This is a genomic window from Actinokineospora sp. HUAS TT18 (genome assembly GCF_051364635.1).
Lineage (GTDB): Bacteria > Actinomycetota > Actinomycetes > Mycobacteriales > Pseudonocardiaceae > Actinokineospora.
On record NZ_CP195645.1, the window covers coordinates 5,743,628 to 5,770,029 of the forward strand.

Below are 26,402 nucleotides of genomic sequence, written 5' to 3' on the forward strand. Positions count from 1 at the left end.
CGCACCACTACGGGGCTGTAGCGCAGTTGGTAGCGCGTCTCGTTCGCATCGAGAAGGTCCGGGGTTCGATTCCCCGCAGCTCCACAAGCTCAGGCGACCTGTGTCCACGGAAAGCGTGGACCGGGTCGCTTGTTCTTTGTTGTGGGGGCCGAGCCCCCACGCCCCCACGGTGCGGCATCTCCTGACTCGGCGTGGTCCGGAAGTTGTGATAAGCCTCCGTTAGGTCCACAACAGGTCAGAGGCCCATTCCATCATGGAATGGGCCTCTGTCTTTGGTTCGCGGCTCGATGCCTGATCCCGATGGAAAGCTGCGAGTTCATCGAAGCCCTCGGCCTCGATCCCCAACCCCGCCAGTCCCCGTTCGGGACGGGCTCGGGTCGTGTGAAGGACGGACGGCCCGCGTGTTCGTGGCATTCTCAGTGTGCTTCGGCGAAGGTGGCCTGGCCGAATTGTCACGGGTGTGCGGGGGTTGAAACCGTTATCTGGCAACGTGTTTCGGGTCATTGCGCTTCCAATTCACGGTCGGGATCCTGGCGCTCTCCCCGTCAGGTCCAACTCTGGAGTCGTCCGTGCGCCGTTCCCATTTGTTCGCCGTCACCTGTGGTCTGGTCGGAGCCGCCGTGCTGTCGGCTGGGTCGGCCGTCGCCGCGCCGGGTGCGCAGACCGGTAGTGCGTTCGCTGTGTCTGTCGAGGCCACGTTGTTGAGCACGTTGAAGGTGGACGTTCCCGCGCTGCCCAAGGCGGCTTATCCGGCGGGGCAGGACAAGTCGGTGGTGAAGATCGACGTCCCGACCAACCTGCCCGGGCACGCCAAGCTGCTCAACGCGGCCTCCGAGGTCAAAGGGGGCGTGTTGACCAGCACGGCGAGCATCGCCGATGTGGACCTGCTCGGCCTGGTCAGGGCGAAGTTGGTGTCGGCGACCTGTGTGGCCGACGGCAAGACCGTCACGGGGGAGTCGCACCTGGCTGAGGTGTGGGTGGCCGGGCAGCGGATCGACGTGTCGGTGACGAAGAAGATCACGGTGTCCGACCTGGTCACGGTGTGGGTCAACGAGCAGGTCCGCGCGGGCGACACGCTCACCGTGAACGCCCTGCGGGTCAGCGTCGGGGGCGCGATCGCCAACGTGAGCAAGGCCGACGTGATCCTCTCGCAGGCCAAGTGCGCGGGCCCGACCGCCAAGGGGCCGAACACGACGCCCGCGACATCGACCACCGCGCCCGGTGAGTCGACCACTCCGGGGACGCCTTCGTCGTCGGTGACCACGCCGGTGCCGACCACTTCGTCCGCGTCGTCGACGAGCGTTCCGGTGGCGGCCGGTGGTGGCGGCGACCTGGCGGACACCGGGGTGAGTGCCGTGCTGCCGCTGTCCCTGGCGGGCATCGCCCTACTGAGTGGTGGGGCCTTCACCCTGTGGTGGGCGCGGCGCGCGCGGCGGGCCTGAGCTACTGGGTCGTGCGGAGGAGCTGGCCGTCGCGCACTGGCGTGGATTCGGCCAGCTCCTCGGTCAGGATGCGGTCGAGCCGCCGGGCGGCACGGCGCAGCGACCTGGCCGCGAGCAGGAAGGCAGGCATGCCGGTGGCGGTCAAGATGATCACTGTCGGTAGGTAGGTCATGGGTCGGTTCCTTGCCAGGGCTGGGGAAGTAGGCCCTTCTCAGGTGAGGTAGGCAGGACTGACGCGTCAGCTGGGGTGTCGCATTTGCCTGGGCTGTTCGTTACTCAAAGTCAGTTGAATGGTGAACGTTCACCCGGACGGGGCAAGGTTGGGGCGCCTGTCGGCCGGGCGGGGTATAGATCACCCCGTGATTCTCGAAATCCGCACCTACAAGGTGAAGCCCGGCAGGCTCGACGACCTCGTCGCCGTCATGCGCGAGGTTCGGCCCATGCTCGAAGCCGCGGGCATCGACGTCGTCGACCTCGGCCCGTCGCTCGTCCCCGACGAAGGCGACCACGCCTACCTCCTCCGCGCCTTCGAGAGTGTCGAGGCCAGGGACCGCCTGGAAGAGGCGTTCTACAGCGGAGAAGCCTGGCGCGACGGCCCCCGGGCGCGGGTCCTCGACCCCATCGACAGCTACCAGACCGTGGTGCTCGACGTGCCCGAAGCCGTGGTGGACGGCCTGCGTAAGGCCGGTTGATCGACCCTTCAGTAGCACTAGACGGTTCTTTGAGTACGCCCATCGACTCTTCTCCCGACGCAAAGACGACGTGGGAGGGTGCTCGATGTCAGGCATCGTGGGCTGGATCGACTTCTCCAGGGATCTGTCGGTCGCACAGCCGATCCTGAGGAGTTTGGCCGGGACGCTGGCGCAGCGCGGACCCGACGGGGAGACGGTCTGGGTCTCGCAGCGGGCCGCGATCGGCTACCGGGCCCTGGACACGCAGGGGGCGGCCAAGCCGTTCGTGAGTGTGGCCGGTGGCGAGCCGGTGGTGACCAGCGTGACAGGCATCCCCGGCAACCTGGCCGAGCTGCGGGCGAAGCTGGCCGCCGAGGGGCGCGCGGTCGACCCGGCGGCCTCGGTCGCCGAGGTGGTCAACCGGGCCTACCTGCAGTGGCGTGGGGAGTTCGTGCCGTGGCTGACCGGCTCCTTCGCCATCGCCATCTGGGACGGGCGCACCGAAGAGGTGTTCTTCGCCCGCGACCGGCTCGGTGGTTCGCCGCTGTTCTACACCCAGACGCCCACCGGCATCGTGTTCGCTTCCGAGCGCAAGACGCTGCTGGCGCACCCCGAGGTCAAGGCGGAACTGGACGCGGCCGGGCTGCGTGAGGTCATCTCGCACGCCCTGATGCCCGGCCCGCTGTTCGCGGGCTTCAACGCCATCCAGCCGTCGGAGATCGCCCGGTTCAGCCGTCAGGGCTGGTCGCGCCAGACGTACTGGAAGCTGGAGACCAAGCCGCACACCGACGACCTCGACACCACCATCGCCAAGATCCGGGGGATGCTGGAGGACAGCGTCGCGCAGGCCCTGCCCGCCGACCCGTCGGTCCTGTTCGCCACGCTCTCCGGTGGTATGGACTCCAGCGCCGTCGCCGGTCTCGCCGCCGCCGAGCTGCGCAAGCGCGACCAGGGCAAGCTGCGGACCTACACCGTCGACTTCGTCAACAGCGCCTTCGAGTCCGACGTCATGCGCGACACCAAGGACGCGCCGTTCGCCGAGATCGTGGCGAACCACATCGACGCCGACTACAACCTGATCAGCATCAACGCCACCGACCTGCTCGACCCGGTCGTCCGGCAGGGAATGCTGCGCGCCAAGGACTACCCGACGCGCATCTACGACATGGAGGCGTCGCAGCACCTGTTCATCCAGCACCTCGCGGCCAAGGGCGGCAAGGTCGTCTTCGGCGGCGGCGCGGGTGACCAGATCTTCCGCGGCGCGCGGTGGTCCAACGACAAGGGCCTGATCGCGTCGGGCACCTTCCCGTGGATCGCGATGGCGCAGCGCTTCGGCGCCACCAACGGCTTCGGCACCGGCCTGCTCAACCAGGACACCCTGGCCGCGCTGGACTTCCCGACCTACTACGCCGACCTCTACGCCGACTCGATCGCCCAGGTCGAGTACCTGCCGGAGGAGAACGAGTGGGACCGCCAGGTCCGGCGGGTCGCCTACCTCGTGCTGATGCTGTTCCGCCTCGACGCGGGCGTCTTCAGCTCGGCCGGTCTGCACTCGTCCTCGCCGCTGAACTACTTCCCGCTCATCGAGTACGCCTACAACATCCCCAACGAGATGCACGCCCACGGCGGCATCGAGAAGGGCCTGCTGCGGGCCGCGGTCGCCGACCTGCTCCCCGAGCAGGTGCTGCAGCGCAAGCAGAGCGCCACCCCGGTCAGCAAGGACCCGAACTACGCCGCGCGCCTGCAGGAGGAGTTCAAGGCCACGCTGGCGGACCCGCACTCGCGGGTGCACTCCCTGATCGACATGGACAAGGCCAACGAACTCGCGAGCAACGGCGCTCGGATGGCCGAGGACCGGCTGGCTCGCGCCGACGTCGAGCTGACTCTGCAGCTCGACACCTGGCTCGACCTCTACAAGGTCCGTCTGACCCTCTGATCAACCCGAAGCCGTTGTTCATTCCAGTGCCTTAGGGGGCAGCATGATTTGCGACAACATCCTCGACACCGTCGGGCGCACGCCGCTGGTCCGCCTCGGCAGGCTGAACATGGGCAACGGCTCCGAGGTCCTGGTGAAGCTGGAGGGGGCCAACCCCGGCGGCAGCGTCAAGGACCGCGCGGCCCTGTCCATGATCACCGCGGCCGAGCGGTCCGGGCAGCTCAAGCCTGGCGGCACGATCATCGAGTCGACCTCGGGCAACCTCGGCAAGGCGCTGGCGTTCATCGGCGCGGCCAAGGGCTACCGGGTCATCCTGGTCACCGACCCGAAGGCCGCGGGCTCGATGCTGGACTTCGTCGCCGCGTTCGGCACCGAGGTCCACGTCGTGCGGACCCCGGACGAGCTGGGCTACCAGCGGCCGCGGCTGGCCAAGGTCGCCGAGCTGCTGGAGCAGAACCCCGGCGCGTTCTGGCCCGACCAGTACAACAACCCGGGCAACCCGGGCATCCACGCCGAGCAGACCGCCTACGAGCTGCTCGACGAGGTGCCCGCGTTCGACGCGCTGGTGTGCGCGGTCGGCACCGGCGGCCACATCTCCGGTCTGGCCGCCACGCTGAAGCACAAGCTGCCCGACATCGCCATCGTCGGCTCCGACGTGGTCGGCTCGGCCGCGTTCGGCTTCCCCTACAAGGGCTGGGAGATGCGCGGTCTCGGCATCGCGTGGACCCCGGGCAACCTGCACCAGCACCTGGTCGACCTGGTGCACCCGATCACCGACCCGGAGGGCTTCGCCACCACCCGGCTGCTGGCCCGCCAGGAGGGTCTGCTGGTCGGCGAGTCGACCGGTGCCGCGGTGTTCAGCGCGCTGGCCTACGCCCACGCCCACCCGGGCAGCACGGTCGTCGCGGTGAGCCCGGACTCGGGCGCCAACTACCTCGGCGAGTCGTTCGACGACATCTGGCTCACCGAACGCGGTGTGCTGCAGAACATCGAGGCCCAGGGCCTCGACTCGCTCGACGGTCTGCTGGCCGGTGCGCGCAGCCCGCGCAACGACTTCATCCAGCTCGACCGCGTTCAGCCCCAACTGGTCTGAGAGGACCCGCTCTTATGCTCGCCAACCTCGACCGGCTCGCCCGGCGGATGGACGAACTCGGACTCGACGGCATCGTCGCGACCACCGCGGAGAACGTGTACTACCTCACCGGTGTCGCGAGCGTGTCCCACGAGATCTTCCCGCACAGCGGGCAGTGCTTCGCGGTCGTCACCCGGGACCGTCTCGCGCACCCGAGGCTCATCTCCTCGCGGTGCGACCTGGACCAGATCCGGGACGCGCAGGTCGAACTGGACGGGGCGGCGGGCTTCGGGACGTTCTATCGCGAGCTGGACGACGCGACGGAGCTGTCCGTGCTGGGCGAGCACGGACAGCTCCTCCACAAGCTGATGAACGAGCAGCCCAACGGCGTTCCCGCGCTGGGCGTGCTCGCGCGGGTCCTGCGGGAAGCCGGTCTCGGCGACGCGCGGGTCGCGCTCGACGAGGAAAGCCTGCCCGCAAACGCTTTCGACGTGCTGCGCGAGGAACTGCCCGGCGCGGACCTGCGCCCGGGCGCGGAGCTGTTCCGCTGGACGCGCAAGGTCAAGACCGAGCCGGAGATCGAGCGGCTGCGCGCAGCGGCCGCGCTCACCGAGCAGTGCATCCTCGCCGCCATGGCGATCGCCAAGCCGGGCGCGACCGAGGTCGACCTGGTGCGCGAGTTCGAGCGCACCGCTGTCAGCTCCGGTGGTCGCCCCAAGTTCACCCTGATCAAGTTCGGCGACCGCGCGGCCTACGGCCAGTCGCGGCCCACGCTGGACCCGCTGCGCCGCGGCGAGGCCGTGTGGTTCGACGTCGGCCTGATCCTCGACGGCTACTGGTCGGACCTGAGCCGCATGTTCAGCGTCGGCCAGCCCACCGACAAACTCGCGCGCTATTACCAGGGCGTGCTGGCGGGCGAGGACGCCGCGCTGGCGAAGACCCGGCCCGGCATGACCGGCAAGGAACTGTTCGACACCGCCGTGGAAGCCGTGCGGGAGAACGGGATCCCGCACTACCGGCGCAACCACGTCGGCCACGGCATCGGCGTCGAGGTCTACGACCGGGTGCTGATCACGCCGGACAACGACGAGCAGCTCGAAGTCGGCACGGTGGTCAACTTCGAGACCCCGTACTACGAGTTCGGCTTCGGCGCGGCCATGGTCGAGGACCCGTATGTGGTGCGCGAGAACGGCAACGAGCTTCTGACCACTTTGGACCGCAAGCTGACGGTCATCGACTAGGAGCGCTACATGGACACCTTGACCAGGGAACAGACCGAGGCGATGACCGGCGCCGAGGCCCGCGCGCACTTCCGTGCGGGCTTACGCGTGCCGACCGTCGACTGGGCGAGTCGCTACGCGCAGACCAACCTGATCTCGGTGCCCAAGGACGTCGCCTACGACCTGCTGCTGTTCGCCCAGCGCAACCCGAAGGCCTGCCCTGTCCTGGATGTGACGGACCCGGGCTCGCCGACGACGGTGCTGGCCGAGGGCGCCGACCTGCGCACCGACCTGCCCGCGTACTACATCTGGCGCGACGGCGTGATGGTCGAGGAGGTCACCGACGCGACCGAGCACTGGCGCGACGACCTGGTGACGTTCGTGATCGGCTGCAGCTACACCTTCGAGCGCGGCCTGCTCGACGCGGGCGTTCCGCTGCGCCACCACGAGTTGGGCGTCACCGACCCGATGTGGGCGGTCAACATCGAGTGCAGGCCCGCGGGCAGGCTGTCCGGGCCGCTGGTGGTCGGGATGCGGCCGATCCCGGCGCACCTCGTAGCGACGGCCGTTCAGGTCACCGCGCGTTATCCGTCGGTCCACGGCGCACCCGTGCATATCGGCGATCCGGCCGCACTCGGCATCACGGACCTGCAGAAACCCGACTTCGGCGATCCCGTTCCAGTCGGTGACGACATCCCCGTTTTCTGGGCGTGCGGCGTCACCACGCAAGCCGCCGTTATCGCGTCCAAGCTGGAATTCGCCATCACGCACTCGCCCGGCTACATGTTCATCACCGATGTGCCGGACGCCACGTACGCGCTGTGAGTTAAGGGCGAATTTCTCAGTTTGGCTCTGGCAGGCTGTGCCCGGGGCTCGGGCGTACTGCTCACACACAGGCAAGCAAACCTAAGAGGGACACCGGATGTACGAGACGCTATTGGGAATGGACGTGGGCATTAGTGCCCTCATCTTCATCACCTGGGCGGTATCGTCCAGGCGACTCGGCAGAGTCGCGCGTTACTCCGATCCGGTGAAATCCGTGAAGGCTTCCCGGGGGACGCTCGTCTGGCTCGCCGTCGGCACCATCGCCGTTCTGTGGAAATTCGCCATCGGTGTGCTGATGCTGCAGACCGGCTGGGAATTCGCCTCCGACCGGGTGGTCCTGGTCCCGTTCTTCTACCTGGTCCCGGCCATCGCCGCCTACGTGCTGACGATTCCGGTGCTGCTCAGGATCGCCAAGACCGCGAAGTCGCTGCGGGGCACCGAGGGCGCGACCGTGCCGGTGGAGACCCGGCAGGGCCTTGCCACGCTGAAGTCGGCGCTGCCGCCGCGGCTGACCGCCATCGGCGGAATCCTGGCCTGGTACGCCTCTTTCGTGGTGCCGCCGGTGCCGCCGTTCGGTGACGAGATCGTCTTCTACGGTCTGATCCTGCTGGTCGCCGCCGGTCTGCTGGTGCTCAAGCAGCGCTACGAGCAGGGCAAGGTCGCCGCGGGCGCCGCCGTGCCGAGCCTGGGCAAGCGCGTCGGCCGCTCGTTCGCGCACGTCGGTGTCGTCCTCGCGCTGGTGGCGGGCGCCATCTTCGTGTGGCAGTCCACCAGCGGCCTCGACGAGCGCTACAACATGGGCGACCACAGCGGTTCCGGCAACCACGCCGCGGGCGGCCACGGCCAGGGCGGCAAGTCGATCGCGGACCTGACCGGCCCCAAGGACGGCGTGCCGGACAAGAAGATCGAGCTGACCGCGCAGAAGGCCACCATCTCGCTGCCCAGCGGCGCGAAGCTCGACGCGTGGACGTTCAACGGCACCATCCCCGGCCCGCAGATCAAGGTGAAGCAGGGCGAACTGGTCGAGGTCACGCTGACCAACAAGGACGTGCCGACCGGCGTCTCCGCGCACTGGCACGGCGTCGACGTGCCCAACGCCGAGGACGGCGTGCCCGGCCTGACCCAGGACGCGGTCATGCCCGGCGACAAGCACGTCTACCGCTTCCGCGCGCCGGACGTGGGCACCTACTGGTACCACTCGCACCAGCAGTCCTCGGAGCAGGTCCGCAAGGGTCTGTACGGCGGTTTCATTGTCGAGCCGAAGGACGCCCCGGCCGAGTCGGACGTCAAGGACATCCAGGTTCTCCAGCACGCGTTCACCACGACGGAGAACAAGGTCGCCTACACCAACGGCGATTCCGACAAGCTGGAGAAGCAGACCATCCCGGCGGGCACCAAGGTCCGCCTGCGGCTCACCAACACCGACAGCCTGATCAAGCGCTTCGCCGTGGTCGGCGTGACCTACAAGGTGACCGCGGTCGACGGCCAGGACATCAACAAGCCGACCGACCTCAAGGACACCCTGCTCACCCTGGGCGGCGGCGGTCGCTACGACGTCGAGTTCACCATGCCCAGCGGCCCGGTGCGGCTGGCGGAGAAGCAGCGGCCGGAAGAGGGCATCCTGTTCAGCCCCGACGGCTCCGGCGAGCTGAAGGCCGACTTCACCGTCCCCGAGTTCGACGTCACCCAGTACGGCAGCCCGATGGCGACGGAGTTCAACGCCGACAGCAAGTTCGACGTGGTCGAGGACCGCTACCTGGACAACCAGGCCGGGTTCTTCGACGGCGGCTTCAACCTGCTGTGGTCGGTCAACGGCCACATCTTCCCGGACGTGCCGACGCTGGTGGTGCGTGAAGGCGACCTGGTGAAGGTCAAGTTCATCAACCGCAGCCACCTCGACCACCCGATGCACCTGCACGGCCACCACGCGCTTGTGCTGGCCCGCAACGGGAAGAAGGCCACCGGCAGCCCGATCTGGCTCGACACGGTCACTGTAGCGCCGGGGGAGACGTGGGAGGTCGCGTTCAAGGCCGACAACCCCGGTCTCTGGATGGATCACTGCCACAACCTCGACCACGCCAAGATTGGCATGGTCTTGCATCTGGCCTACGAGGGCTACTCGACGCCCTTCGAGGCTGGATCGGCGACGAAGAACCAGCCCGAGTAAGGCGCGGCGCGTCGGCGTCACGCCCTGGTTCTGAGGAGGACCCGTGACCCCCCGCGTTCAAGACAGCGCCGCCGAGTCATTCCGCGAGGACCAGCCAACGGTCGCAACTGGGCGACCGTGGCTGGCCCTCGCGGCCGTTTTGGCAGGCAGTTTCCTGCACCTGTTCGACCTGATGGTGGTCACCGTCGCGGCCCCATCGATCCGCACGGACCTCGCCGCGTCGGCCTCGTCGGCGCAGTGGCTGCTCGCGGGCTACGCCCTGCCGTTCGCCTTGCTGCTGGTCACCTCCGGGCGTCTCGGCGACGCGATCGGCCGACGCAAGATGGTCCTGATCGGCTCGATCGGCTTCACCCTCGCGTCGGTGCTCTGCGCGGTCGCCACCGACCCGGCCACCCTGATCGCGGGCCGCGTCCTGCAGGGCGCGTCGGCCGCGGCCATGTCGCCGCAGGTGCTGCCGATCATCATGCTGCTGTTCCCCGCGGGCAAGCGCGTCGCCGCCCTGGGCGCCCAGGCGGGCGTGATCGCGGTGGCGACGGTCAGCGGCCCGGTACTCGGCGGTTTGCTGGTGCAGGCGGACATCGCCGACCTGGGCTGGCGCGTGATCTTCCTGCTGAACGTCCCGGTCGGCCTGTTCACCATCCTCGCGGGCTGGATCTGGCTGCCCGCCAACGATGTGCTGACCAAGGGCACCCGCGTACGGCTCGACCTCGGCAGCATCGCGCTGGCCAGCGGCGGCCTGCTCATGCTGATCTTCCCGCTGGTCCAGGGCGGTGAACTCGGCTGGCCACTGTGGATCTTCGCGCCACTCGCACTGTCGGTCCCCGTGCTGTACCTGTTGGTGCGCAGGCAGATCCAGCGCCAGAGCTCGGGCGAGTTCCCCTTGATCGCGCTGTCCCTGTTCCGGGTGCGTGCTTTCGTCGCGGGCAGCGTCGCCAACTTCCTGGTGATGGGCGGCGTGGCCGCGTTCTTCCTGGTGTTCGTGGTGCACCTGCAGTCCGGCCTCAACTTCAGCCCCTCGGACATCGGCCTGACCGTCGCGTCCTTCGCCGTCGCGGCGGGCGTCGCCTCGGGGGCATCGGTGCCCCTGGCCGCCAAGATCGGCAAGCCGCTGGTGGTCGCGGGTGGAGTCTTGATGGCCCTGGGCATGGCCGTGCTGAGTGTCGTGCTTTGGGCCCAGGGGCCGGAGTTGAGCTCGGGCCTGGTCGCCGCGTGCCTCGCGGTGGTCGGCATCGGCATGGGCATGCTGAGCCCGCCGCTCTACAACCTCACCCTGACCGGCGTTCCCGCCGAGGATGTCGGCTCCGCCTCGGGTGTGTTCGGCACGTTGGCCCAGGTAGGCAATGCCATGGGCGTAGCGGTCGTCGGCGCCGTCTTCTTCGGCCTCCTGATCCGCTTCGACGACCGAATCGGCGACTGCGTGGGCGGCACCCCGCTGACCGAGGGCACCGACGCGATCGTCGGCGTGTGCGGTGCCGGGGCGAGGATCCCGGCCCAGGAGGCCTTCACCTCGGCGACGGCGGTAACCGTTGTGGCGCAAGCAGTCTGCTACCTGCTGGTGGCATGGATCCTCGCGCGGTTCCTGCCAGGGAAGACAAAGGCGTAATAGAAACGGCCCCGGGAGCGTACTCCCGGGGCCGTCCTTGTTGTCCCGCTTAGGTGATCTTCATGTTCGCCATCATCGCCATGTCCTCGTGTTCGAGGTTGTGGCAGTGGAAGACGTACTTGCCGGGGTAGCCGTCGAACCGCACCAAGATCCGAACAACCTTGTTCGGCTCCAACCGCACAGTGTCCTTCCACCCGCCATCAGTAGGCGCCAGCTGCTCCGCGATCCGAGCCTGCACCTGGAACGACGACAAGTGCACATGCACCGGATGCTGGGCGTCGGTCACCAACTGCCACATCTCGACCTTGCCGCGCGGAATCTCGGCGTGGATGTAGTTCGGATCGAAGCTCTTCGAGTTGATCCGCCACACCATCTTCCCGTTCTCCGGCCCCTGCAGGAACGCGAACTGCCGAGTCGGCGTGTTCCCCCCAGTCCACGGAAGCGGCTCGATCGTCGACAGCTTCGTTGGCACAGTCGAGTCGTCCGACGCCGTCCGGGCGACACGGAACTGCATGACCAGCCCCGAGTTCCCCGTCGCGCCCGTGTGCTTCAGCGTGACCATCGTCCCGACCGCGTACTTGCTGAAGTCGATCACGACGTCGAACCGCTCGGCCGGGGCGACCTGCATCATCGTGTGCCCGCGCGGCGCGGCAAGCAGGCCGCCGTCGCTGCCGACCTGGATGAACGACTGCGGGGCGTTCGGCTTCGGGTCCAGCTCCAGCTTGTAGTGCCGGGAGTTGGACGCGTTGAGGATGCGGAAGCGGTACTTGACCGCGTCGACCTCCAGGTACGGCCACGGCACGCCGTTGACGAGCGTGACGTCGCCCAGCACACCGCCGTGGAAGGCGCCGGTGACGCCCGGGGGGTGGTTGAGGTTCGGGTCGAGCGACGGGTAGTTGAACGACCCGTCCTCCTTGAACGACCGGTCGGTGATGATCAGCGGGATCTCGCGGTTGCCCTTGGGCAGCGGCAGCGCGTTGTCCTCGTCGTCGCGCAGGATGTGCATGCCCGCCAGGCCGCGGTAGACCTGCGGGCCGGTGAAGTCCATGCGGTGGTCGTGGTACCAGAGCGTCGCGGCGCGCTGCTGCAGCGGGTAGTGGTACTCGCGGGTGCCCTGGGTGACGTTGCCGCCCGCGTGCACGTGCCCGTTCCACCCGTTGACCGGCATGATCAGGTCGATCGGGTAGCCGTCGTGCTCCGGCGGGGTCTTGCCGCCGTGCAGGTGGGTGACAGTCGGGACGGGCAGCTCGTTGCGGGTCCGCACGACGATCTTGCGACCGGCCTTCACGTCGAAGGTCGGACCCGGGAAGGTGCCGTTGTAGGTGAACGCCTGGGTCTGCAGGCCGGGCAGGATGTTGAGGCTGGCGACCTTGGCCGTGACGTCGTAGTAGTCGGTGTTCGCGTCCGAGCTGGTCGGGCGGATCACCGGCGGGATGGTCAGCGGCTGGGTGAACGGCCGCGGCGCGGCCAGCGCGCTTTTCTGGACGCTCTGCTCTTTATGCTGCGCTCCGCCATTGGCGTCGGTCGGCGTGCTTCCGCAAGCGCTCGCCAGTGGGATGACGACCGCGGCCGATCCGGCCGCGCCGATAAACCCCCGTCGTGACATGGACATTCTTCGACAACCCCCTTTATGCGAACCCCGTGGAATCGCCCAGTATCGGAGCATACCCAAAGTTTGCCCGCTTCCCATCCCCCTATGACCCGGAGTGGAGCGGTTCTCGAGTGTGCCGCGACAAGCTGTGCCCAGCGCGAAGAGGCGTGCGAAAAAACCGCCCACACGGAGGCGACAACGTATGCGACTGTACCTGCTTGAGCTGGGCCACATCGGCCACGACTGGGCTGCGGGCGGCCGAATGCCGGTGTGCGCCTACCTGATCCAGACCGATGACGCGACCGTTCTGGTCGACACCGGATTCCCGCCGGACGCCCCACCTGGGGCGATTCAGGTGACCCCGGAACAGGAGTTGATTACTCAACTTTCCCAAATCGGAGTCAATCCGGGTGACATCACACATGTGATCTGCAGCCACCTCGATCCCGATCACGCGGGAAACCACGACCTGTTCCCGCAGGCCGAGTTCGTGATCCAGCGCAGCCACTACGAATTGGCCATGTCGGACACCGTTCCGCGGCTGCGAATGGCGCGCAAGCACTGGGATCAGGAAAGCCTGAATTACCGGCAAATCGACGGTGACGTCGAGCTGCTGCCCGGCATCGAGCTGATCGAGTCCAGCGGCCACATCCTCGGCCACCAGTCGGTGCTCGTGCGCCTGCCCGAGTCCGGCCCGGTCCTGCTGGCCATCGACGCCATCACCATGGAGAAGGCGCTCGACCCGGACACCCGGCCGATGACCAACTACGACCTCGAGCCGGAGCTGGTGCGCTCCAGCACCCGCAAGCTCGTCGACCTCGCCGCCAAGGAAGGCGCACTCATCGTGCGCGGCCATGACGGCTCCCAGTGGGAAACCCTCAAGCGGGCGCCTGAGTTCTACGCCTGAGTCAAAGAATCCAACCAATGAGGAGGCAGTTCGTGAGCACGACCGTCCTTCGGCGACTCGTAGTCGCCACCGTCGTGGCCGCGGCCACCGTGGGGGCGGTGACTCCGGCGAACGCGGCGGCCAAGCAGGCCCCGCAGCACGTGTCGGTGACCGCCCAGACCGACCGCCTGGTCGCCCCCGCCGCGGCCACCCTGCGCCCCGGCGTCACCACCTTCGAGGTGTCCACCCCGGACTTCGGCGGCCGTGAGGTCGGGCTGATCAAGCTCAAGCCGGGCGTCCAGCTCGACAACCTGCTCGCCAACCTCGGCACGGTCCTGCACAACGAGGACCTGGAGGCCAAGAAGGCCGCCGGTGCCGTGGTCTACCGCGACTCGGTGCTGCTCGGCGGTGCGATCGTCACCCCGCGCGCGCCGCAGATCTTCAGCCAGATGCTCTTCGAGGGCACCTACTACCTCGTCGACTACCGGTCGCTGGCCAACCCGGCCGCGACCAACCACTACCAGAAGATCACCGTCGGCCGGGGCTTCAACTCCTACTGGCCCGGTGTCGACCACGTCGTCCTGCAGTACCAGGAGAGCAACGGCGACCCGCGCTTCCGCGCCCCGGCGACGATCAAGTCCGGTGCCCGGCTGCTCATCATCAACCTGACCGACCAGATGGCCGACTCGGTGTTCCTGCCGGTCGCGCCGGGCACCACCGGTGAGGACATCGCCAAGTTCTTCCAGGGCCAGTCGGCGCCGCCGTTCATCGGCCAGCCGCAGGGCGCGCTGCCCGCCAGCGCGGGCTACGCGGTCCACTACAAGGCCGACCTGGCGCCGGGCCGCTACGTCCTGCTGTCCTTCGTCGGCGACCGCGAGACCGGCTACCCCGGTGCCGCTCGCGGGATGTACAAGATCATCGACGTCGTCTAGCACAAACGCACTAATCTGGAACTCTTCCAGTGAAGCTGGACGGTTCCTCCAGTCAGGGCTCGCATTCTCGGCAGCGTGAGCCATGACATCGTGACCCGGAGAGGGCCTCGGACACGGCGGTCGCCGTCGTACTACGAGGCCCTCTTCGTCGTGGGGCTCGCCGTGATCGCGACCTGGGTGATCCACCAGTTCGCCCCGCCGTCGCTGCTGCGCGACGGCGAGCTGCTGCCGGTGGCCATGGGTTCGCGCCACGCCGGGTCGGGCCACCACGGTTCCGGCGCCGACGAGCTGATCCCGCCGAGCCCGGTCAGCACCGAGCCGCTGCCCAGTCTGTTCGGCAGCGCGTTCCTTGCCTTCCACGTCCTCGTGATCGTGCTGGTCCTCGCGGTGCCCCTGGCCCGCAGGCTCAACGCGCGGGGCGGCACCTGGTTCACCGGGCTGGTGTTCGCGGCGTTCTCCGCGTTCGCCGTCGGCGTGGCCGCCATGGTCGCCGCCCACGTGATCTACCAGGACGCCGTCACCGGCGAGCAGGTGCTCGCCGGTGGCCTGGAAGCGGCCAGGTACGGCTTCGTCGCCGCGCTCGCGATCGCGTTGCTGTTCGGGGTTCCCGGCAGTGTCGCCGGCCCCTCGGGGGAAGTAAGCGAGCAAGGAGGCTCTACATGAAACGTCGGAACCTGTTGAAGGCGGGCGCTGTCGTCGGCGCCGGTCTGGTCCTGCCGCTGGAGAGGCTGGTCGCGAGCGCGGCCGCCACGGCGAACCTCGCGGCGTTCTCGGTGCCGCTGCTGGTGCCGCCCGTCCTGCAGCCCAAGACCAGAACGCCGGACACCGACTACTACGAGATGACCCTCAAGCAGGCGGACGTCGAGATCATCCCCGGCACGACGAGCCGGGTGCTGACCTTCAACGGATCGTTCCCCGGCCCGACCCTGGCGGTGACCCAGGGCAGGCCGGTCGTGGTCAAGCAGATCAACCAGCTGGGCGAGGCCGTCAACGTCCACCTGCACGGCGCGTTCGTCGCGCCGGAGCACGACGGATACCCGACGGACCTGATCCAGCCCGGCGGGTCGCGGGACTACCGCTACCCGAACCAGCAGCGCGCCACGACGCTCTGGTACCACTCCCACGCCCACCACAAGGAAGCCGAGCAGGTCTACCGCGGCCTCGCGGGCTTCTACGTGATCCACGACCCGGGCGACCCGTGGCTGAACCTGCCCTCGGGCGCCCAGGATGTCCCGCTGCTGTTCCGCGACATCCGCATCGATGAGAACAACCAGCTCGTGTACTTCCCCGGCGACTTCCGGGGCAGGCGCACGATCCTGGTCAACGGCAGGCCGCAGCCCTACTTCAAGGTCGCGACCCGCAAGTACCGGCTGCGGCTGCTCAACGGCTCCAACGACCGCGGCTTCAAGTTCTCGCTGAGCAACGGCGCGAAGTTCTACGTGATCGGCTCCGACGGCGGCTACCTGCCGAACAACGTCCCGCTGAGCACGATCGAGCTGTTCCCGGCCGAGCGGCTCGACGTGATCGTGGACTTCGGCGGTCAGCCGGTGGGCACGCAGATCGTCCTGCGCAACGACTTCGGCGAGGCCGCCGAGACGCAGGAGATCCTGCGCTTCGACGTCGACCGGGTGGAGTCCGACTCGACCCGGATCCCGGACAACGGCCAGCTCCCGCAGCTGCCCGCGATCCCGACGCCGACGGTGACCAGGGACATCGCGCTGAGCTTCGACCTGCCCAACCGGCGGTTCCTGATCAACGGGCAGCCGTTCGACCCGAACCGGGTGGACTTCACCGTCCGCAAGGACAAGCCGGAGCTGTGGCGGATCACCAACAACGACACCCAGTTCGGCATCACCCACAGCATGCACCTGCACCTGGTGCAGTTCCGGGTGGTGTCGCGCAACGGGGTCCCGGTGGCGCCGGTAGAGGCGGGCTGGAAGGACACCGTGACGGTGCGCGCGGGGGAGACGGTGCTGGTCAACACGACCTTCACCGGGTTCACCGGCAAGTACGTGTTCCACTGTCACCTGTTGGACCACTCGTCCAACGCGATGATGGCCCAGGTTGAGGTAGTGCCGTAACGCGAAGTGGCCCCCGGCTCAGCTGAGCCGGGGGCCACTTCCGCGTTCTACTTGCCCTGTTCCGCCGCGACCTTGGCGTGCACCTCGGCCATGTCGACGGCCTTGACCTGGGTGATCAGGTCCTCCAGCGCCGCGGGTGGGAGCGCCCCGGGCTGGGCGTAGAGGACGACGCCCTCGCGCACGGCCATCAGCGTCGGGATCGACCTGATGTCGAACGCCTGCGCGAGCTGCTGCTGGGCCTCGGTGTCGACCTTGGCGAAGACGATGTCGTCGTGCTTGTCCGACGCGGACTCGAAGGTCGGCGCGAACTGGCGGCAGGGGCCGCACCACGCCGCCCAGAAGTCCACCAGGACAGTGCCGCCACCGCCGACGACCTCGTCGAAGTTCTCGCTGGTCAGTTCGACCGTCGCCACGTGTCCTCCTAGGTTCGGGCGGGCAATCTGATGGTTCAACGAACTACTGGCCGCCAGAATTCCGCAGCCGGGTCTGGATGCCGACGCGGGCCCGCGCGTAGGGCTCGTCGTCGCCGGTCAGTACGGCGACGGCGTTGGCGGCCCGGCAGAGCGCGTCGATCTCGAAGGCCAGCTGGCAGGTGTCGGTGTCGGCGGCGAGGTGGCCCCGCTCGACGGCGGCCGCGGCGAGCTGGGAGAGCAGGCCCATCCAGCTGTCGAACGACTGCTCGACCGCGTCGTGCACGCGGCCCGCGCGGGCGTCGAACTCGGCTGCCGCGGCGGCGAAGAAGCAGCCGCCGGGGAACACCCGGTCGCGCGAGTGGGCCAGCCAGTTGTCGATGAGCTTCGTGAGGCGTGGGAGGCCCGGTTCGGCCTTCATCGCGGACTCGACCACGGTCTCGACGAATATGTCGGCGGCGAAGGCGACCGCGGCCAGCTGCAGCTCCTCCTTGGAGCCGAAGTGGGCGAAGATCGTGCTCTTGCTCAGGTCCAGCTCGGCGGCCAGCCTGCCGATGGTCAGCCCTTCCAGACCCTCGACCGACGCGACCTCGACCGCGCGGCGCAGGGTCGCGCGGCGGGTCTCGGCGCCCTTCGCCAGTCGTGCGTCCACCCGAACAATCTAGACGACGGGATGATCATGTGGAACTATCTGACCGATCGTTCGTACACATTGTGGAGGGGATCATGGACATCAGGGAGCTCGACCGCCGCGTCCGGGAGCTCATCGGGGGCCTCATCGACGGGCTGACCGACGAGCAGCTCGACGCCCAGTCGCCGTGTGAGGGCTGGACGGTCCGCGAGGTCATCCGGCACCTGGTGGGAAACAGCCTGGGGGTCCTGGCGCGGATCGACGGCACCGATGCGCCCGCCGAGGTCGATCTGGGCGCCGATCCGCGCGTGACCTTCCGGGAGACCCGCGCGGCCGCGTCAGCCGCGCTGGGGACCCCGGAGGTGTTCGACGGCCCGTGGGAGCTGCGCGGCGTCGAGTACACCGGCGGCACCATGCTGTTCGTGCACTTCGCCGACGTGCTGGTGCACACCTGGGACATCGCCACCGCGGTCGGGGTCCACGTGGCGATCGACGAGGACCTGGCGGAGGCCGCGCTGAGCGTCGTCAGCCGGTTCCCCGAGGACGCGTGGGGCCCGGGTTCGGCGTTCACCGCGAAGCTGCCCGCGCCCGAGGACGCCTCCGCGCTGGAGCGGCTGCTCGCGCTGACCGGCCGCGTGGTCCCGTCAGCGGCCTGACGGCCGGTACTCGCTCACGGTGACCGAGCCGGTGACCGTGAGCGGGTCGGGCAGGTCGGCGATCCGCTCGGCGAAGGCCGAACCGGCCGCGTGGAAGGCGTTCGGGCCCATGCCGACCAGCGCGGACACCGCGTCGTGGGGGAGCGACATGGGGAACTCGACGACGCGCTGGCCCGCGAGGGTGAAGTGGGTCGCCATTCGGTCATCGATGCGGGACTGCTTGTCCTCCTCGACCGTGATGAGGTCCAAAGTGGACACCAGCTCGGCGAGGTGGCGAGCGGTCGGCGCCACGACGACGGCGGTGCCGTCCGGATGCAGGATTCGGTGCAGTTCGGCGGGATTGCGGGGGGCGAACACGCTGAGCGTTAGGCCGGCGATCTTGTCGCGCACGGGCAGCGGTGCCCACGCGTCGCAGACGATCGCGCCGATCAGGGGGTGGGCACGAGCGGCGCGGCGCAGGGCGGCCTTGGACACGTCGATCGCGATGCCGACGCGGTGTGCGTCCAGGGCCGCGGCGAGGTAGTGGCCGGTGCCCGCGCCGACGTCGACCACCGCGCCGGGGCCCGGCCGGATCTCGGCGATCGCGTCGGTGATGGGGGCGTAGTGGCCCGCGCCGAGGAAACGGACGCGGGCCTCGACCATGGCGGCGGTGTCGCCGGTGAAGGTCGCCGAGCCGCGCAGCAGGCTGACGTAGCCCTGCTTGGCGATGTCGAAGCTGTGGCCGGTGTGGCAGCGCAGCACGCCGGGCGCCTCGGCGAGGTCCGCGCCGCAGTTCGGGCAGACCAGCAGTGGCACGACGTCGGCGAGCATGGGTCCGACCCTACGACGAGGCCCCGGGCGACGGTGTCGCCCGGGGCCTCTCTACGTCAGTCGATCAGGAGCGGCGCAGGACCGCGTTGCGGATGCGCGGAACGGTCATCAGCGCGCCGCCGGTGAGCAGCAGGGCCGCGCCGAGCAGGATCATCCAGCCGACATTGGAGCCGGTGTCGGGCAGGTCGTCGTTGTCGACCGGGACCGGCGCGACCGTGGTGGTCGTGGTGGCCGGGCGGGTCGTGGTCACCGTGGTCGAGGCCGTGGTGGTGGACGTGGGCTCGGTGCCGGTGGTCGTCGTCGTGGTTTCCGTGGTGGTGGTGGTGGTGTCCGTCGTGGTCGTGGTCGTGGGCGACGTCGTGGTGGACGTGTCCTTGGTGCCGCAGACGAACCAGTGGCTGATCTGCGCGGGGCCCTCGCTCTGGCCCGCGAGCGGCGCGTGCAGGTCGTTCCACGGCAGCGCCGCCACCCCGCCGAGGCTTTCGAGGGTGTACTTGTTGTAGGCCGAGCTGCCCTTGACGATCACGCCCGCGACGGTCGTCCCCGCGGGGATCGCGGTGATGTCGAGGTAGACACCGGCCTGGTCCACGGTGTAGGTCACCGTCACCGCGGTGCTGCCGGGGAACAGCGTCGGGCAGTCCGCCTCGGTGACGTTGTTGCCTGCCTGCACCGGGTGGGAGGTCGCGCGGTCGTCACCCGACGGAGGGGTGTCGTTCTGCGCGGCCCCGACGGTGCCCGACAGGGCGAGCATGCCAGCGATGCTGAAGGCGGCGAGAGTGAGCGATGCGACGGACCTACGCATGTGGTGACTCCAAGTGGTGACCGCACTGGCCGATGTTGGGTGACTTTCTACACCCAAACGGCGGACGCCATCGCACGGGGACGCCTGTGGGTAGTTTCGTGTCGTTCTCGTTGCCGTTTAGAGATCTTTCAGGGCGTCGCCGATCGCGCGATGGAAGGTCGGGTAGGCGAAGATCATCCGTCGCAGGGCGCTGACCGGCACTTCCGCGTGCACGGCGACCGCGAGTGCGCCGAGCACCTCGCCGCCCGCCGGTCCGGCCGCGGTCGCGCCGACCAGGACGTCACGGTCGGTGTCCATGACCAGCTTGATGAAGCCCTCGTTGCCGACCTTGTGGATCCACCCGCGCGACGACTCGGCGATCTTGGCCGTTCCGGTGCGCACCGACAGCCCGGCCTCGCGGGCCGCCGACTCCGACAGGCCGACCGAGCCGACCTCGGGGTCGGTGAACGTCACCCGGGGGACCGCGCGGTAGTCGGCGGTGCGGTCGGCGGTGCCGAGGATGTCGGCGACGGCGATCTCGGCCTGGTACATCGACATGTGGGTGAAGGCGCCCTTGCCGGTGACGTCGCCGATGGCCCACACGCCGTCGGCCGCGCGCATCCGGTCGTCGACCTCGATGCCCTTGGCCGACTCATCGAGCCCGACCGCGCCGACGCCGAGCGCGGCGAGGTCGGTGCGCCGCCCGGCGGCGACGAGCACGTGCGCGGCGGTGACCGGGTCGGCGCCGTCGAAGGCCAGGGTGACCTGCGCGCCGTCGTGGGTCGCGCCGGTGATCTTGACGCCGGTGCGGACGGTGATCCCCTCGGCGGCGAACCGCTCGGCGATCAGCTCGCCCGCCTCCGGCTCGTCGAGGGTGAGCAGCCGGTCCTGCGCCTCGACCAGGGTGACCTTGGCGCCGAAGCGGGCGAAGATCTGGGCGAACTCGCAGCCGACCGGGCCGCCGCCGAGCACGATCAGCGACTCTGGCACGGCGGTGACGGCGACGGCGTCGCGGTTGGTCCAGTGGGGCACGTCGGCCAGGCCGGGGATCGGCGGCACAGCCGGGTCGGTGCCGGGGTTGAGCAGGATGCCCCGCCGGACCTCGACGGTCTCGTCGCCGTCCGAAGTGGACACGGTCAGCCGGTTCGGCCCGGTGATCCTGGCGCGCCCGCGCAGGAACGCGGCGCCGGACTTGGTGAGCCGCTCGACGGCGGCGGTGTCGTCCCAGTCGGCGGTCGCGTCGGCCCGGATCCGGGCGGCGACCGGCCGCCAGTCGGGCCGGACCTCGGCGGACCCGGCCAGCAGGTCCACCCGCCGCGCCTCGCCCAGCGCGTCGGCGGCGCGGATCATCATCTTGGTGGGGACACAGGCGTAGTACGGGCACTCGCCGCCGACCAGGCGGGAGTCGATGCCGAGCACGTCGAGCCCGGCCTCGGCCAGCTTCGCCGCGGCGGACTCGCCTCCCGGCCCCAGCCCGACGACGGCGATATCGACTGTGCGGGTCATGGCTCCACTCCATCACGCCCCGGCCGCGTCCGCAGCGCCTAGCTGATCCGGCGGAACTCGTGCTGGTCGCGGATCTCGCGGTTGAGGAAGGCGCCCATGCTGTCGGCCGACATCAACGCCCAGTAGAGCCGCTTCGCCACCTCCAGGTACTGGTAGACGTGTCCGTTCCTGAACTCCACCTCCAACGTCGAGACCGCCGCGTCGTAGCCCACCGACGCGATGCTGGTCGATGAGACGGCCTGCCTGCGCACGCGCACGTCCCTCCGTCGCCGATCATCGGCCCTGCCTTCGCCCCGGTGCCGGGGCTTACCGCTACCTTGCCACCGATCCACCTCGCCGTGGCGTGGGTGATCGCGACCTGTGGACAACCTGCCGGGGTGTCCGACGTCCTGTGGATAGACGGCCCGCCAGTAGCGAACTTCGACATACGCTGGTTCGGGCACACCCTTCCACCATCCCGAGAGGAGCTGTTGTCGCAGTGCTGGATCTCGCGGCTTCCCTGCTGGCGTTCGCGCACAACGTGTTCGGGCCGGGCCTGTGCCCGGGCGACTGGGTGTGGGCGACGACCACAGCGGGCGCGCTGATCGCGCTGCTGCCGATGCTGGCCTCGGTCATCATCGCGGTGCTCCGCAAGGCCACGGGGAACACGTACAACACGGCAACGGTCTCCACCATCGCCGTCGTCGGGGCGTTCTTCGCCTTCCTGATGCCGCTGATCCTGTTCAACGGCATCAGCGGCGTCTTCCGCAGCGTCTTCGCCGGCGACGACGCGGTCGCGCTCGCCGGGTCGTCGTCGATGAAGCGCGAGTACTGCCAGTGGGTGGGCGACCAGTCGGTCTACCTCGGTGGCGGCGCCAACGTGTACGAGGTGCTGTTCCACAAGTTCGAGAGCACCCCGATCTACCTGCTGCGCATCGCGACCTTGGTCATCATCCCCACGGTGTGCCTGCTGTTCGTGATCCTGCAGGCCAGGGCCGCGATGCGGCGCGGGCCGGTGTGGCCGGGCAGGCTCGTGTGGGGCCCGTTCGCGCTCATGGCCGTGCTGAGCCTGCCGGTCGAGGCGAACGCCGCGGCCCACCTCTGGCTCGGCTTCCTGCCCATCGCCATCCTTGGCCTCGTCCCCGTCTACGTCGTCGGCGCGCCGAGCTGGACCACGATCGAGCGCCAGTACCAGAAACCCGAGGTGGCCCCCGTGGCGCAGCAGCCGAGCCCGCCGCCGTACCAGCCGCAGCCGCCGGTGCCCGCCTACCAGCCCTCGGCCCCGGTCAAGCCGGTGCAGGCGGCCAAGCCGATCCCGCCCTACCAGCCGCCCGTGCCGCCCCCGGTGCGCAAGCCGCCGCCGTACATCCCACCCGCCCCGAACCCGACGCTGCGCGATCCGGACCCGGAGGGCAAGGCCCTCGCCCAGTTGGCCGCCGACCCCGGCCCGCTGCCGTTCACCCCGCGCTCGGCCACCCCGCCGCCCGCCGCGGCGCGCCCATCGGGCGGCCGCTTCCGCAAGGTCCGCGAACTCGGCCACGGCGGCTTCGGCACGGTGTGGCTGGCCGTCGACACCCAGCTCGACCGCACGGTCGCGGTGAAGATGGCCCACGCCCCCGACGCCGAGACCGAGGAGCGCATGCTCCGCGAGGCCCGCGCCCTCGCCGCGGTTCACCACCCGAACTGCGTGCGCGTGTACGACATCGTGTCCGAGCCCGAGGGGCTCGGCCTGGTCATGGAGTACATCGAGGGCCAGCCCTTGGCCGACCGCGTCGCCACCGGCGGCCCACTCGACGACGTCGCCGTCGCCCGCCTCTGGATCACCATGGCGGGCGCCCTGTCCGCCGCCCACGCGAAGGGCGTGCTGCACCGCGACGTGAAGCCGTCGAACGTGATCATCGACCCGGACGGCAACGCCCACCTGATCGACTTCGGCATCGCCCGCTCCAAGGGCGATTCCACGCTGACCGCCACCGGCATGATGGTCGGCACCCCCGACTTCCTCGCCTCGGAGACAGCCGCGGGCGCCAACGCCACCCCCGCATCAGACGCCTGGCAACTGGCCGCGACGGTCAACTTCGCCCTGACCGGCAAGCCCCCACGCGGCACCCGCGACAACGCCATGGCGGCCCTGATGGCCGCGGCGAAGGGGGAGCCGTTGACCGAGCTGCCCCTGCACAGCGCCCATCGGCGCCTGTTGATGGCTTCGCTGGACTCCGAGCCCGCCCGCCGGCCGACGCTGCGCGCGGTGGCTCGGGAGCTGAGTGACTGGATGGCTCGGGAGGGCCACACGGAGACCGGCCCGGTCACCCAGATCGTCCGCCGCGAGGACATCGAGGGCGCCGACCGCACCCGCCACCTGCGCTAAGGGGTGCGGGCGAAGGTGCGGCGGTAGTCCTTCGGAGACACGCCGACAATCTTCTGGAAGTGGTGACGCAGCAGCGCCGCCGTGCCGAACCCGCACTGTTGGGCCACGTCGTCGACGCTCGCCGACGTCTCCTCCAGCAGCGTCCGCGCATGCAGCACCCGCTGCATGGACAACCACTTCAGCGGCGTAGTCCCAGTCTCAGCCACGAACCGCCGAGCGAACGTCCGCTCCGACATCCGAGCCCGAACCGCCAGCGCGGCCACCGACTGATCCTCCGCCAAGTTCTCCAACATCCACGTCAACACCGGCGCGAGACTGTCCCCCTCACAAGCAGGCACCGGCAGCTCCACGAACTGCCGCTGCCCCCCATCCCGCTGCGGAGGAACAACCATCCGCCGCGCGATAGTCGTGGCCGCCGCCGAACCCAATTCGCGGCGGACCAGGTGAAGACACGCGTCTATCCCCGCCGCCGTTCCAGCGCTCGTGATGATGTCGCCGTCATCGACGAACAGCACGTCCGGGTCGATCTTCGCCGCAGGGAAGCGGTCAGCCAGATCGGCCGCGTGGCGCCAGTGGGTCGTGCAAGCGCGGTCGTCCAGCAGCCCGGTCGCGCCGAGCAGGAAAGCGCCGCTGCAGACCGACAAGATCGTGGCCCCGCGCGTGTGGGCGGCGCGGATGGCGTCGAGGACCGCGGGTGGGTAGTCGTCGCGGATCGTGCAGGCTGGGAGAGCGACCAGGTCGGCGCCGTCGAGGGCCGAGAGGTCGTGTTCGGGGATCATCCGCACGCCCAGACTCGACGGCAGGGGCTGCCCGGCGACCTCGCCGCACACGCGGAACTCGATGGGGGGCACGCCCTCGTCGGTGCGGTCGATGCCGAACACCTCGCACACCACGCCGAACTCGAACGGCGCGAAACCATCGATGAGCACGACCGCCACGGTCTTGAGCATGGCGTCAGCGTAACTGGCAGGATTTTGTTGCACAAGGTCAGTCCTGCCGCTGGTGGCAGGAAATCCATCAGCGCAAACTTAGTGCCATGACACCTGAACTCGTTCTCCTCGTCCTCGCGTTCCTGCTGGTCTACGGCCTGGACCGCAACCACCACCGCCAGCCTCAGCCGCGCCCGCGGCTGGCCGGACACACCGATGTCGAAGACCGCGACCTCGCGCGGACGGTCGCGGAGACCCGCGGCCGCCCGGTCGGCCAGGACTCGCCTAGCGCCAGGACGGCAGCCAGAGTTCGGCTTGCCATCGGCTCTCGGTGATCGGGTCACCGTTGAGGATCGGCCACAGCCACACGAAGTTCGCCACCACCAGCCCGATGTACAGGGCGACCACCAGCAGTCCGGTCCCGCGGCGCTCGGCACCGTCGCGGGCCCGGCCGAGCAGGTGGCCCAGCGGCAGCACCAGCCCAAGCACCAGGAACGCCGCCATCGGCGTGACGTAGAAGAAGTACATCTGCCGGTCGAGGTTGATGAACCACGGCAGCAGCCCGGCCAGGTAGGCGACGATCACGGCCGCGTACCGCCAGTCGAGGCGGCCGATCATCCGCCACAGGCCCCACGCGAGCATCGGCAGCGCCAGCCACCACAGCGCGGGCGTGCCGATCAGCATGGTCGCCGCGACGCAGCGAGCCTCGCCGCAGCCGGTCAGGTTGCCCTCGTAGTAGTAGAGCATCGGCCGCAGACCCATCGGCCACGTCCACGGCTTCGACTCCCACGGATGCTGCTTCGCTGGGTCGGTCACCAGGTTGGAGTGGAAGGTCAGCACGTGCTCGGTGTACTTCCCGAGCGAGGCCATCGCGCCCTGGACCACGTCGAAGAACCCGCCGCCGGTCGTCTCGACCAGGTGCCGGTCGACGCCGGTCTCGCTGCCGAACCAGCCCCACCACGTCGACAGGTACGCCAGGAACATGACCCCGAGGAAGGCCCACGCGGCGGGCAGCACGTCACGCAGCAGCGACCCGAGCCACGGGTGCCGGACCCCGGCCGACCGCCGCGCCGTGGCGTCGAACAGCACGGTGAGCAGCCCGAACGCGGCGACGAAGTAGAGCCCGGACCACTTGACGCCGCACGCCAGGCCGAGCAGCACGCCGGTCAGCAGCCGGAACCAGCGCACGCCGACCCGCGGCCCGTACTGAGAGTCGTTGATCCAGCCCTCGGACACCGCGATGGCCAGCCGCGTCCGCACCTGATCGCGGTCGATCAGCATCGAGCCGAACGCGGCGAGCACGAAGAACGCCAGGAAGATGTCGAGCATCCCCATCCGCGACTGCAGATGCGACACCCCGTCGGCGATGAGCAGCACCCCCGCCACCGCGCCGAGCAGCGTCGACCGCGTCAGCCTGCGCGCGATCCGGATGATCATGACGATCATCAGCGCGCCGCACAGCGCCGCGGTGAACCGCCAGCCCCAGCCGTTGTACCCGAACAGCCACTCGCCGATGGCGATCATGGTCTTGCCCAGCGGCGGGTGGACCGTCAGCTCGTAGGCCGGGTTGTCCTCGAACCCCCCGTTGCGCAGCATCTGCCACGCCTGCGGCACGTAGTGCTTCTCATCGAAGACGGGTGTGCCGTTGTCGGTGGGGTTGCCGAGATTCTGGAACCGGACGAACCCGCCGATCAGCCCGATGACCGCCGTGACGAGCCACGCGCGCAGCCGGTCAGCGGGCATCGGCTTGCCGAGCAGCCGCTCCCGCGCCAACGCGGCGTCGTCGACCTGCCGCGGCGCCGGGTCCGGGGTCACCCGGTCGGCCTCGTCATCGGCTACAAGGAGGCTCACGAGGGGAGATGGTAGGGCTCGACGTGTTCGATCGGTGTCGGGATGGCCAGGTTGG

25 protein-coding genes and 1 tRNA gene are annotated in these 26,402 nt (G+C 69.2%); 16 read left to right on the top strand and 10 right to left on the bottom strand.

Features of this window, described 5'->3' with window-relative positions:
• Positions 1–11: 11 nt before the first annotated feature.
• Both ACSHT8_RS26615 and ACSHT8_RS26620 read left to right on the top strand, forming a co-directional pair.
• Positions 12–84 (top strand) — tRNA-Ala (locus ACSHT8_RS26615).
• 485 nt (positions 85–569) lie between these two features.
• On the top strand, positions 570–1,442 hold the full coding sequence (locus ACSHT8_RS26620; protein WP_436493633.1) for a choice-of-anchor P family protein: 873 nt from the start codon (positions 570–572) through the stop codon (positions 1,440–1,442).
• Between the two features lies 1 nt (position 1,443).
• On the opposite strand, the gene ACSHT8_RS26625 is transcribed toward ACSHT8_RS26620, so the two are convergent.
• Positions 1,444–1,614: a hypothetical protein gene (locus ACSHT8_RS26625; RefSeq protein ID WP_436493634.1), complete on the bottom strand. Its 171-nt coding sequence runs from the start codon at positions 1,612–1,614 to the stop codon at positions 1,444–1,446.
• Positions 1,615–1,801: 187 nt separating this feature from the next.
• Here ACSHT8_RS26625 and ACSHT8_RS26630 point away from each other — a divergent pair, with 187 nt between their 5' ends.
• The 7 genes from ACSHT8_RS26630 to ACSHT8_RS26660 all read left to right on the top strand — a co-directional run bounded on the left by ACSHT8_RS26630 (position 1,802) and on the right by ACSHT8_RS26660 (position 10,936).
• Entirely contained in the window at positions 1,802–2,134 is a 333-nt protein-coding gene (locus ACSHT8_RS26630) for a hypothetical protein (protein WP_436493635.1), read from the top strand.
• A gap of 85 nt (positions 2,135–2,219) precedes the next feature.
• Positions 2,220–4,049 (top strand): asparagine synthetase B family protein, encoded by a 1,830-nt coding sequence (locus ACSHT8_RS26635; RefSeq protein ID WP_436493636.1) that lies wholly within the window; start codon positions 2,220–2,222, stop codon positions 4,047–4,049.
• Between the two features lie 43 nt (positions 4,050–4,092).
• The gene (locus ACSHT8_RS26640) at positions 4,093–5,142 is read left to right on the top strand and encodes a PLP-dependent cysteine synthase family protein (RefSeq protein WP_436493637.1); all 1,050 of its coding nucleotides are present in this window, start codon (positions 4,093–4,095) and stop codon (positions 5,140–5,142) included.
• 14 nt (positions 5,143–5,156) lie between these two features.
• Positions 5,157–6,362 carry a M24 family metallopeptidase gene (locus ACSHT8_RS26645; RefSeq protein ID WP_436493638.1) on the top strand — a complete coding sequence of 402 codons (1,206 nt, stop codon included), beginning with the start codon at positions 5,157–5,159 and terminating at the stop codon, positions 6,360–6,362.
• Between the two features lie 9 nt (positions 6,363–6,371).
• Positions 6,372–7,166, top strand: coding sequence for a putative hydro-lyase (locus ACSHT8_RS26650; protein ID WP_436493639.1), 795 nt, complete (start codon positions 6,372–6,374; stop codon positions 7,164–7,166).
• A 214-nt stretch (positions 7,167–7,380) separates the two neighbouring features.
• Positions 7,381–9,333 (top strand): multicopper oxidase family protein, encoded by a 1,953-nt coding sequence (locus ACSHT8_RS26655; protein WP_436493640.1) that lies wholly within the window; start codon positions 7,381–7,383, stop codon positions 9,331–9,333.
• Between the two features lie 43 nt (positions 9,334–9,376).
• On the top strand, positions 9,377–10,936 hold the full coding sequence (locus ACSHT8_RS26660; RefSeq protein ID WP_436493641.1) for an MFS transporter: 1,560 nt from the start codon (positions 9,377–9,379) through the stop codon (positions 10,934–10,936).
• Positions 10,937–10,985: 49 nt separating this feature from the next.
• Here ACSHT8_RS26660 and ACSHT8_RS26665 read toward each other — a convergent pair whose 3' ends face one another.
• Positions 10,986–12,548, bottom strand: a complete 1,563-nt coding sequence (locus tag ACSHT8_RS26665; protein WP_436493642.1) for a multicopper oxidase family protein — start codon at positions 12,546–12,548, stop codon at positions 10,986–10,988.
• A 127-nt stretch (positions 12,549–12,675) separates the two neighbouring features.
• Here ACSHT8_RS26665 and ACSHT8_RS26670 point away from each other — a divergent pair, with 127 nt between their 5' ends.
• The 4 genes from ACSHT8_RS26670 (at position 12,676) to ACSHT8_RS26685 (ending at position 16,426) form a co-directional block, all read left to right on the top strand.
• The gene (locus ACSHT8_RS26670) at positions 12,676–13,434 is read left to right on the top strand and encodes an N-acyl homoserine lactonase family protein (RefSeq protein ID WP_436493643.1); all 759 of its coding nucleotides are present in this window, start codon (positions 12,676–12,678) and stop codon (positions 13,432–13,434) included.
• A 32-nt stretch (positions 13,435–13,466) separates the two neighbouring features.
• The gene (locus ACSHT8_RS26675) at positions 13,467–14,345 is read left to right on the top strand and encodes a hypothetical protein (protein ID WP_436493644.1); all 879 of its coding nucleotides are present in this window, start codon (positions 13,467–13,469) and stop codon (positions 14,343–14,345) included.
• Positions 14,346–14,420: 75 nt separating this feature from the next.
• Positions 14,421–15,008 carry a hypothetical protein gene (locus ACSHT8_RS26680; RefSeq protein ID WP_436493645.1) on the top strand — a complete coding sequence of 196 codons (588 nt, stop codon included), beginning with the start codon at positions 14,421–14,423 and terminating at the stop codon, positions 15,006–15,008.
• Entirely contained in the window at positions 15,005–16,426 is a 1,422-nt protein-coding gene (locus tag ACSHT8_RS26685; RefSeq protein ID WP_436493646.1) for a multicopper oxidase domain-containing protein, read from the top strand. The genes ACSHT8_RS26680 and ACSHT8_RS26685 overlap by 4 nt, the downstream gene beginning before the upstream one ends.
• 47 nt (positions 16,427–16,473) lie before the next feature.
• Here ACSHT8_RS26685 and trxA read toward each other — a convergent pair whose 3' ends face one another.
• Together trxA and ACSHT8_RS26695 are read right to left on the bottom strand one after the other, a co-directional pair.
• A complete protein-coding gene (gene trxA / locus ACSHT8_RS26690; protein ID WP_436493647.1) occupies positions 16,474–16,839 on the bottom strand; it encodes a thioredoxin in 366 nt (121 codons plus the stop codon).
• A 43-nt stretch (positions 16,840–16,882) separates the two neighbouring features.
• The gene (locus ACSHT8_RS26695; RefSeq protein WP_436493648.1) at positions 16,883–17,488 is read right to left on the bottom strand and encodes a TetR/AcrR family transcriptional regulator; all 606 of its coding nucleotides are present in this window, start codon (positions 17,486–17,488) and stop codon (positions 16,883–16,885) included.
• 74 nt (positions 17,489–17,562) lie between these two features.
• Here ACSHT8_RS26695 and ACSHT8_RS26700 point away from each other — a divergent pair, with 74 nt between their 5' ends.
• Positions 17,563–18,123 (top strand): TIGR03086 family metal-binding protein, encoded by a 561-nt coding sequence (locus ACSHT8_RS26700; protein ID WP_436493649.1) that lies wholly within the window; start codon positions 17,563–17,565, stop codon positions 18,121–18,123.
• Here the strand turns inward: ACSHT8_RS26700 and ACSHT8_RS26705 are convergent.
• The 4 genes from ACSHT8_RS26705 to ACSHT8_RS26720 all read right to left on the bottom strand — a co-directional run bounded on the left by ACSHT8_RS26705 (position 18,112) and on the right by ACSHT8_RS26720 (position 21,471).
• The gene (locus ACSHT8_RS26705) at positions 18,112–18,933 is read right to left on the bottom strand and encodes a putative RNA methyltransferase (RefSeq protein ID WP_436493650.1); all 822 of its coding nucleotides are present in this window, start codon (positions 18,931–18,933) and stop codon (positions 18,112–18,114) included. The two genes, ACSHT8_RS26700 and ACSHT8_RS26705, sit on opposite strands and share 12 nt — an antisense overlap.
• 64 nt (positions 18,934–18,997) lie before the next feature.
• Positions 18,998–19,735, bottom strand: coding sequence for an LPXTG cell wall anchor domain-containing protein (locus ACSHT8_RS26710; protein WP_436493651.1), 738 nt, complete (start codon positions 19,733–19,735; stop codon positions 18,998–19,000).
• Positions 19,736–19,852: 117 nt separating this feature from the next.
• Positions 19,853–21,220 (bottom strand): dihydrolipoyl dehydrogenase family protein, encoded by a 1,368-nt coding sequence (locus ACSHT8_RS26715; protein WP_436493652.1) that lies wholly within the window; start codon positions 21,218–21,220, stop codon positions 19,853–19,855.
• 38 nt (positions 21,221–21,258) lie between these two features.
• Entirely contained in the window at positions 21,259–21,471 is a 213-nt protein-coding gene (locus ACSHT8_RS26720; protein ID WP_436493653.1) for a KTSC domain-containing protein, read from the bottom strand.
• 227 nt (positions 21,472–21,698) lie between these two features.
• Between ACSHT8_RS26720 and ACSHT8_RS26725 the strand changes: the two genes are divergently transcribed.
• Entirely contained in the window at positions 21,699–23,567 is a 1,869-nt protein-coding gene (locus ACSHT8_RS26725) for a serine/threonine-protein kinase (protein WP_436493654.1), read from the top strand.
• On the opposite strand, the gene ACSHT8_RS26730 is transcribed toward ACSHT8_RS26725, so the two are convergent.
• Positions 23,564–24,517, bottom strand: coding sequence for a GlxA family transcriptional regulator (locus ACSHT8_RS26730; protein ID WP_436493655.1), 954 nt, complete (start codon positions 24,515–24,517; stop codon positions 23,564–23,566). The genes ACSHT8_RS26725 and ACSHT8_RS26730 overlap by 4 nt on opposite strands.
• 86 nt (positions 24,518–24,603) lie before the next feature.
• On the opposite strand from ACSHT8_RS26730, the gene ACSHT8_RS26735 reads away from it, so the two are divergent.
• Positions 24,604–24,831, top strand: coding sequence for a hypothetical protein (locus ACSHT8_RS26735; RefSeq protein WP_436493656.1), 228 nt, complete (start codon positions 24,604–24,606; stop codon positions 24,829–24,831).
• Here ACSHT8_RS26735 and ACSHT8_RS26740 read toward each other — a convergent pair.
• Positions 24,782–26,311: a dolichyl-phosphate-mannose--protein mannosyltransferase gene (locus tag ACSHT8_RS26740; RefSeq protein ID WP_436502186.1), complete on the bottom strand. Its 1,530-nt coding sequence runs from the start codon at positions 26,309–26,311 to the stop codon at positions 24,782–24,784. The two genes, ACSHT8_RS26735 and ACSHT8_RS26740, sit on opposite strands and share 50 nt — an antisense overlap.
• Between the last annotated feature and the right edge of the window lie 91 nt (positions 26,312–26,402).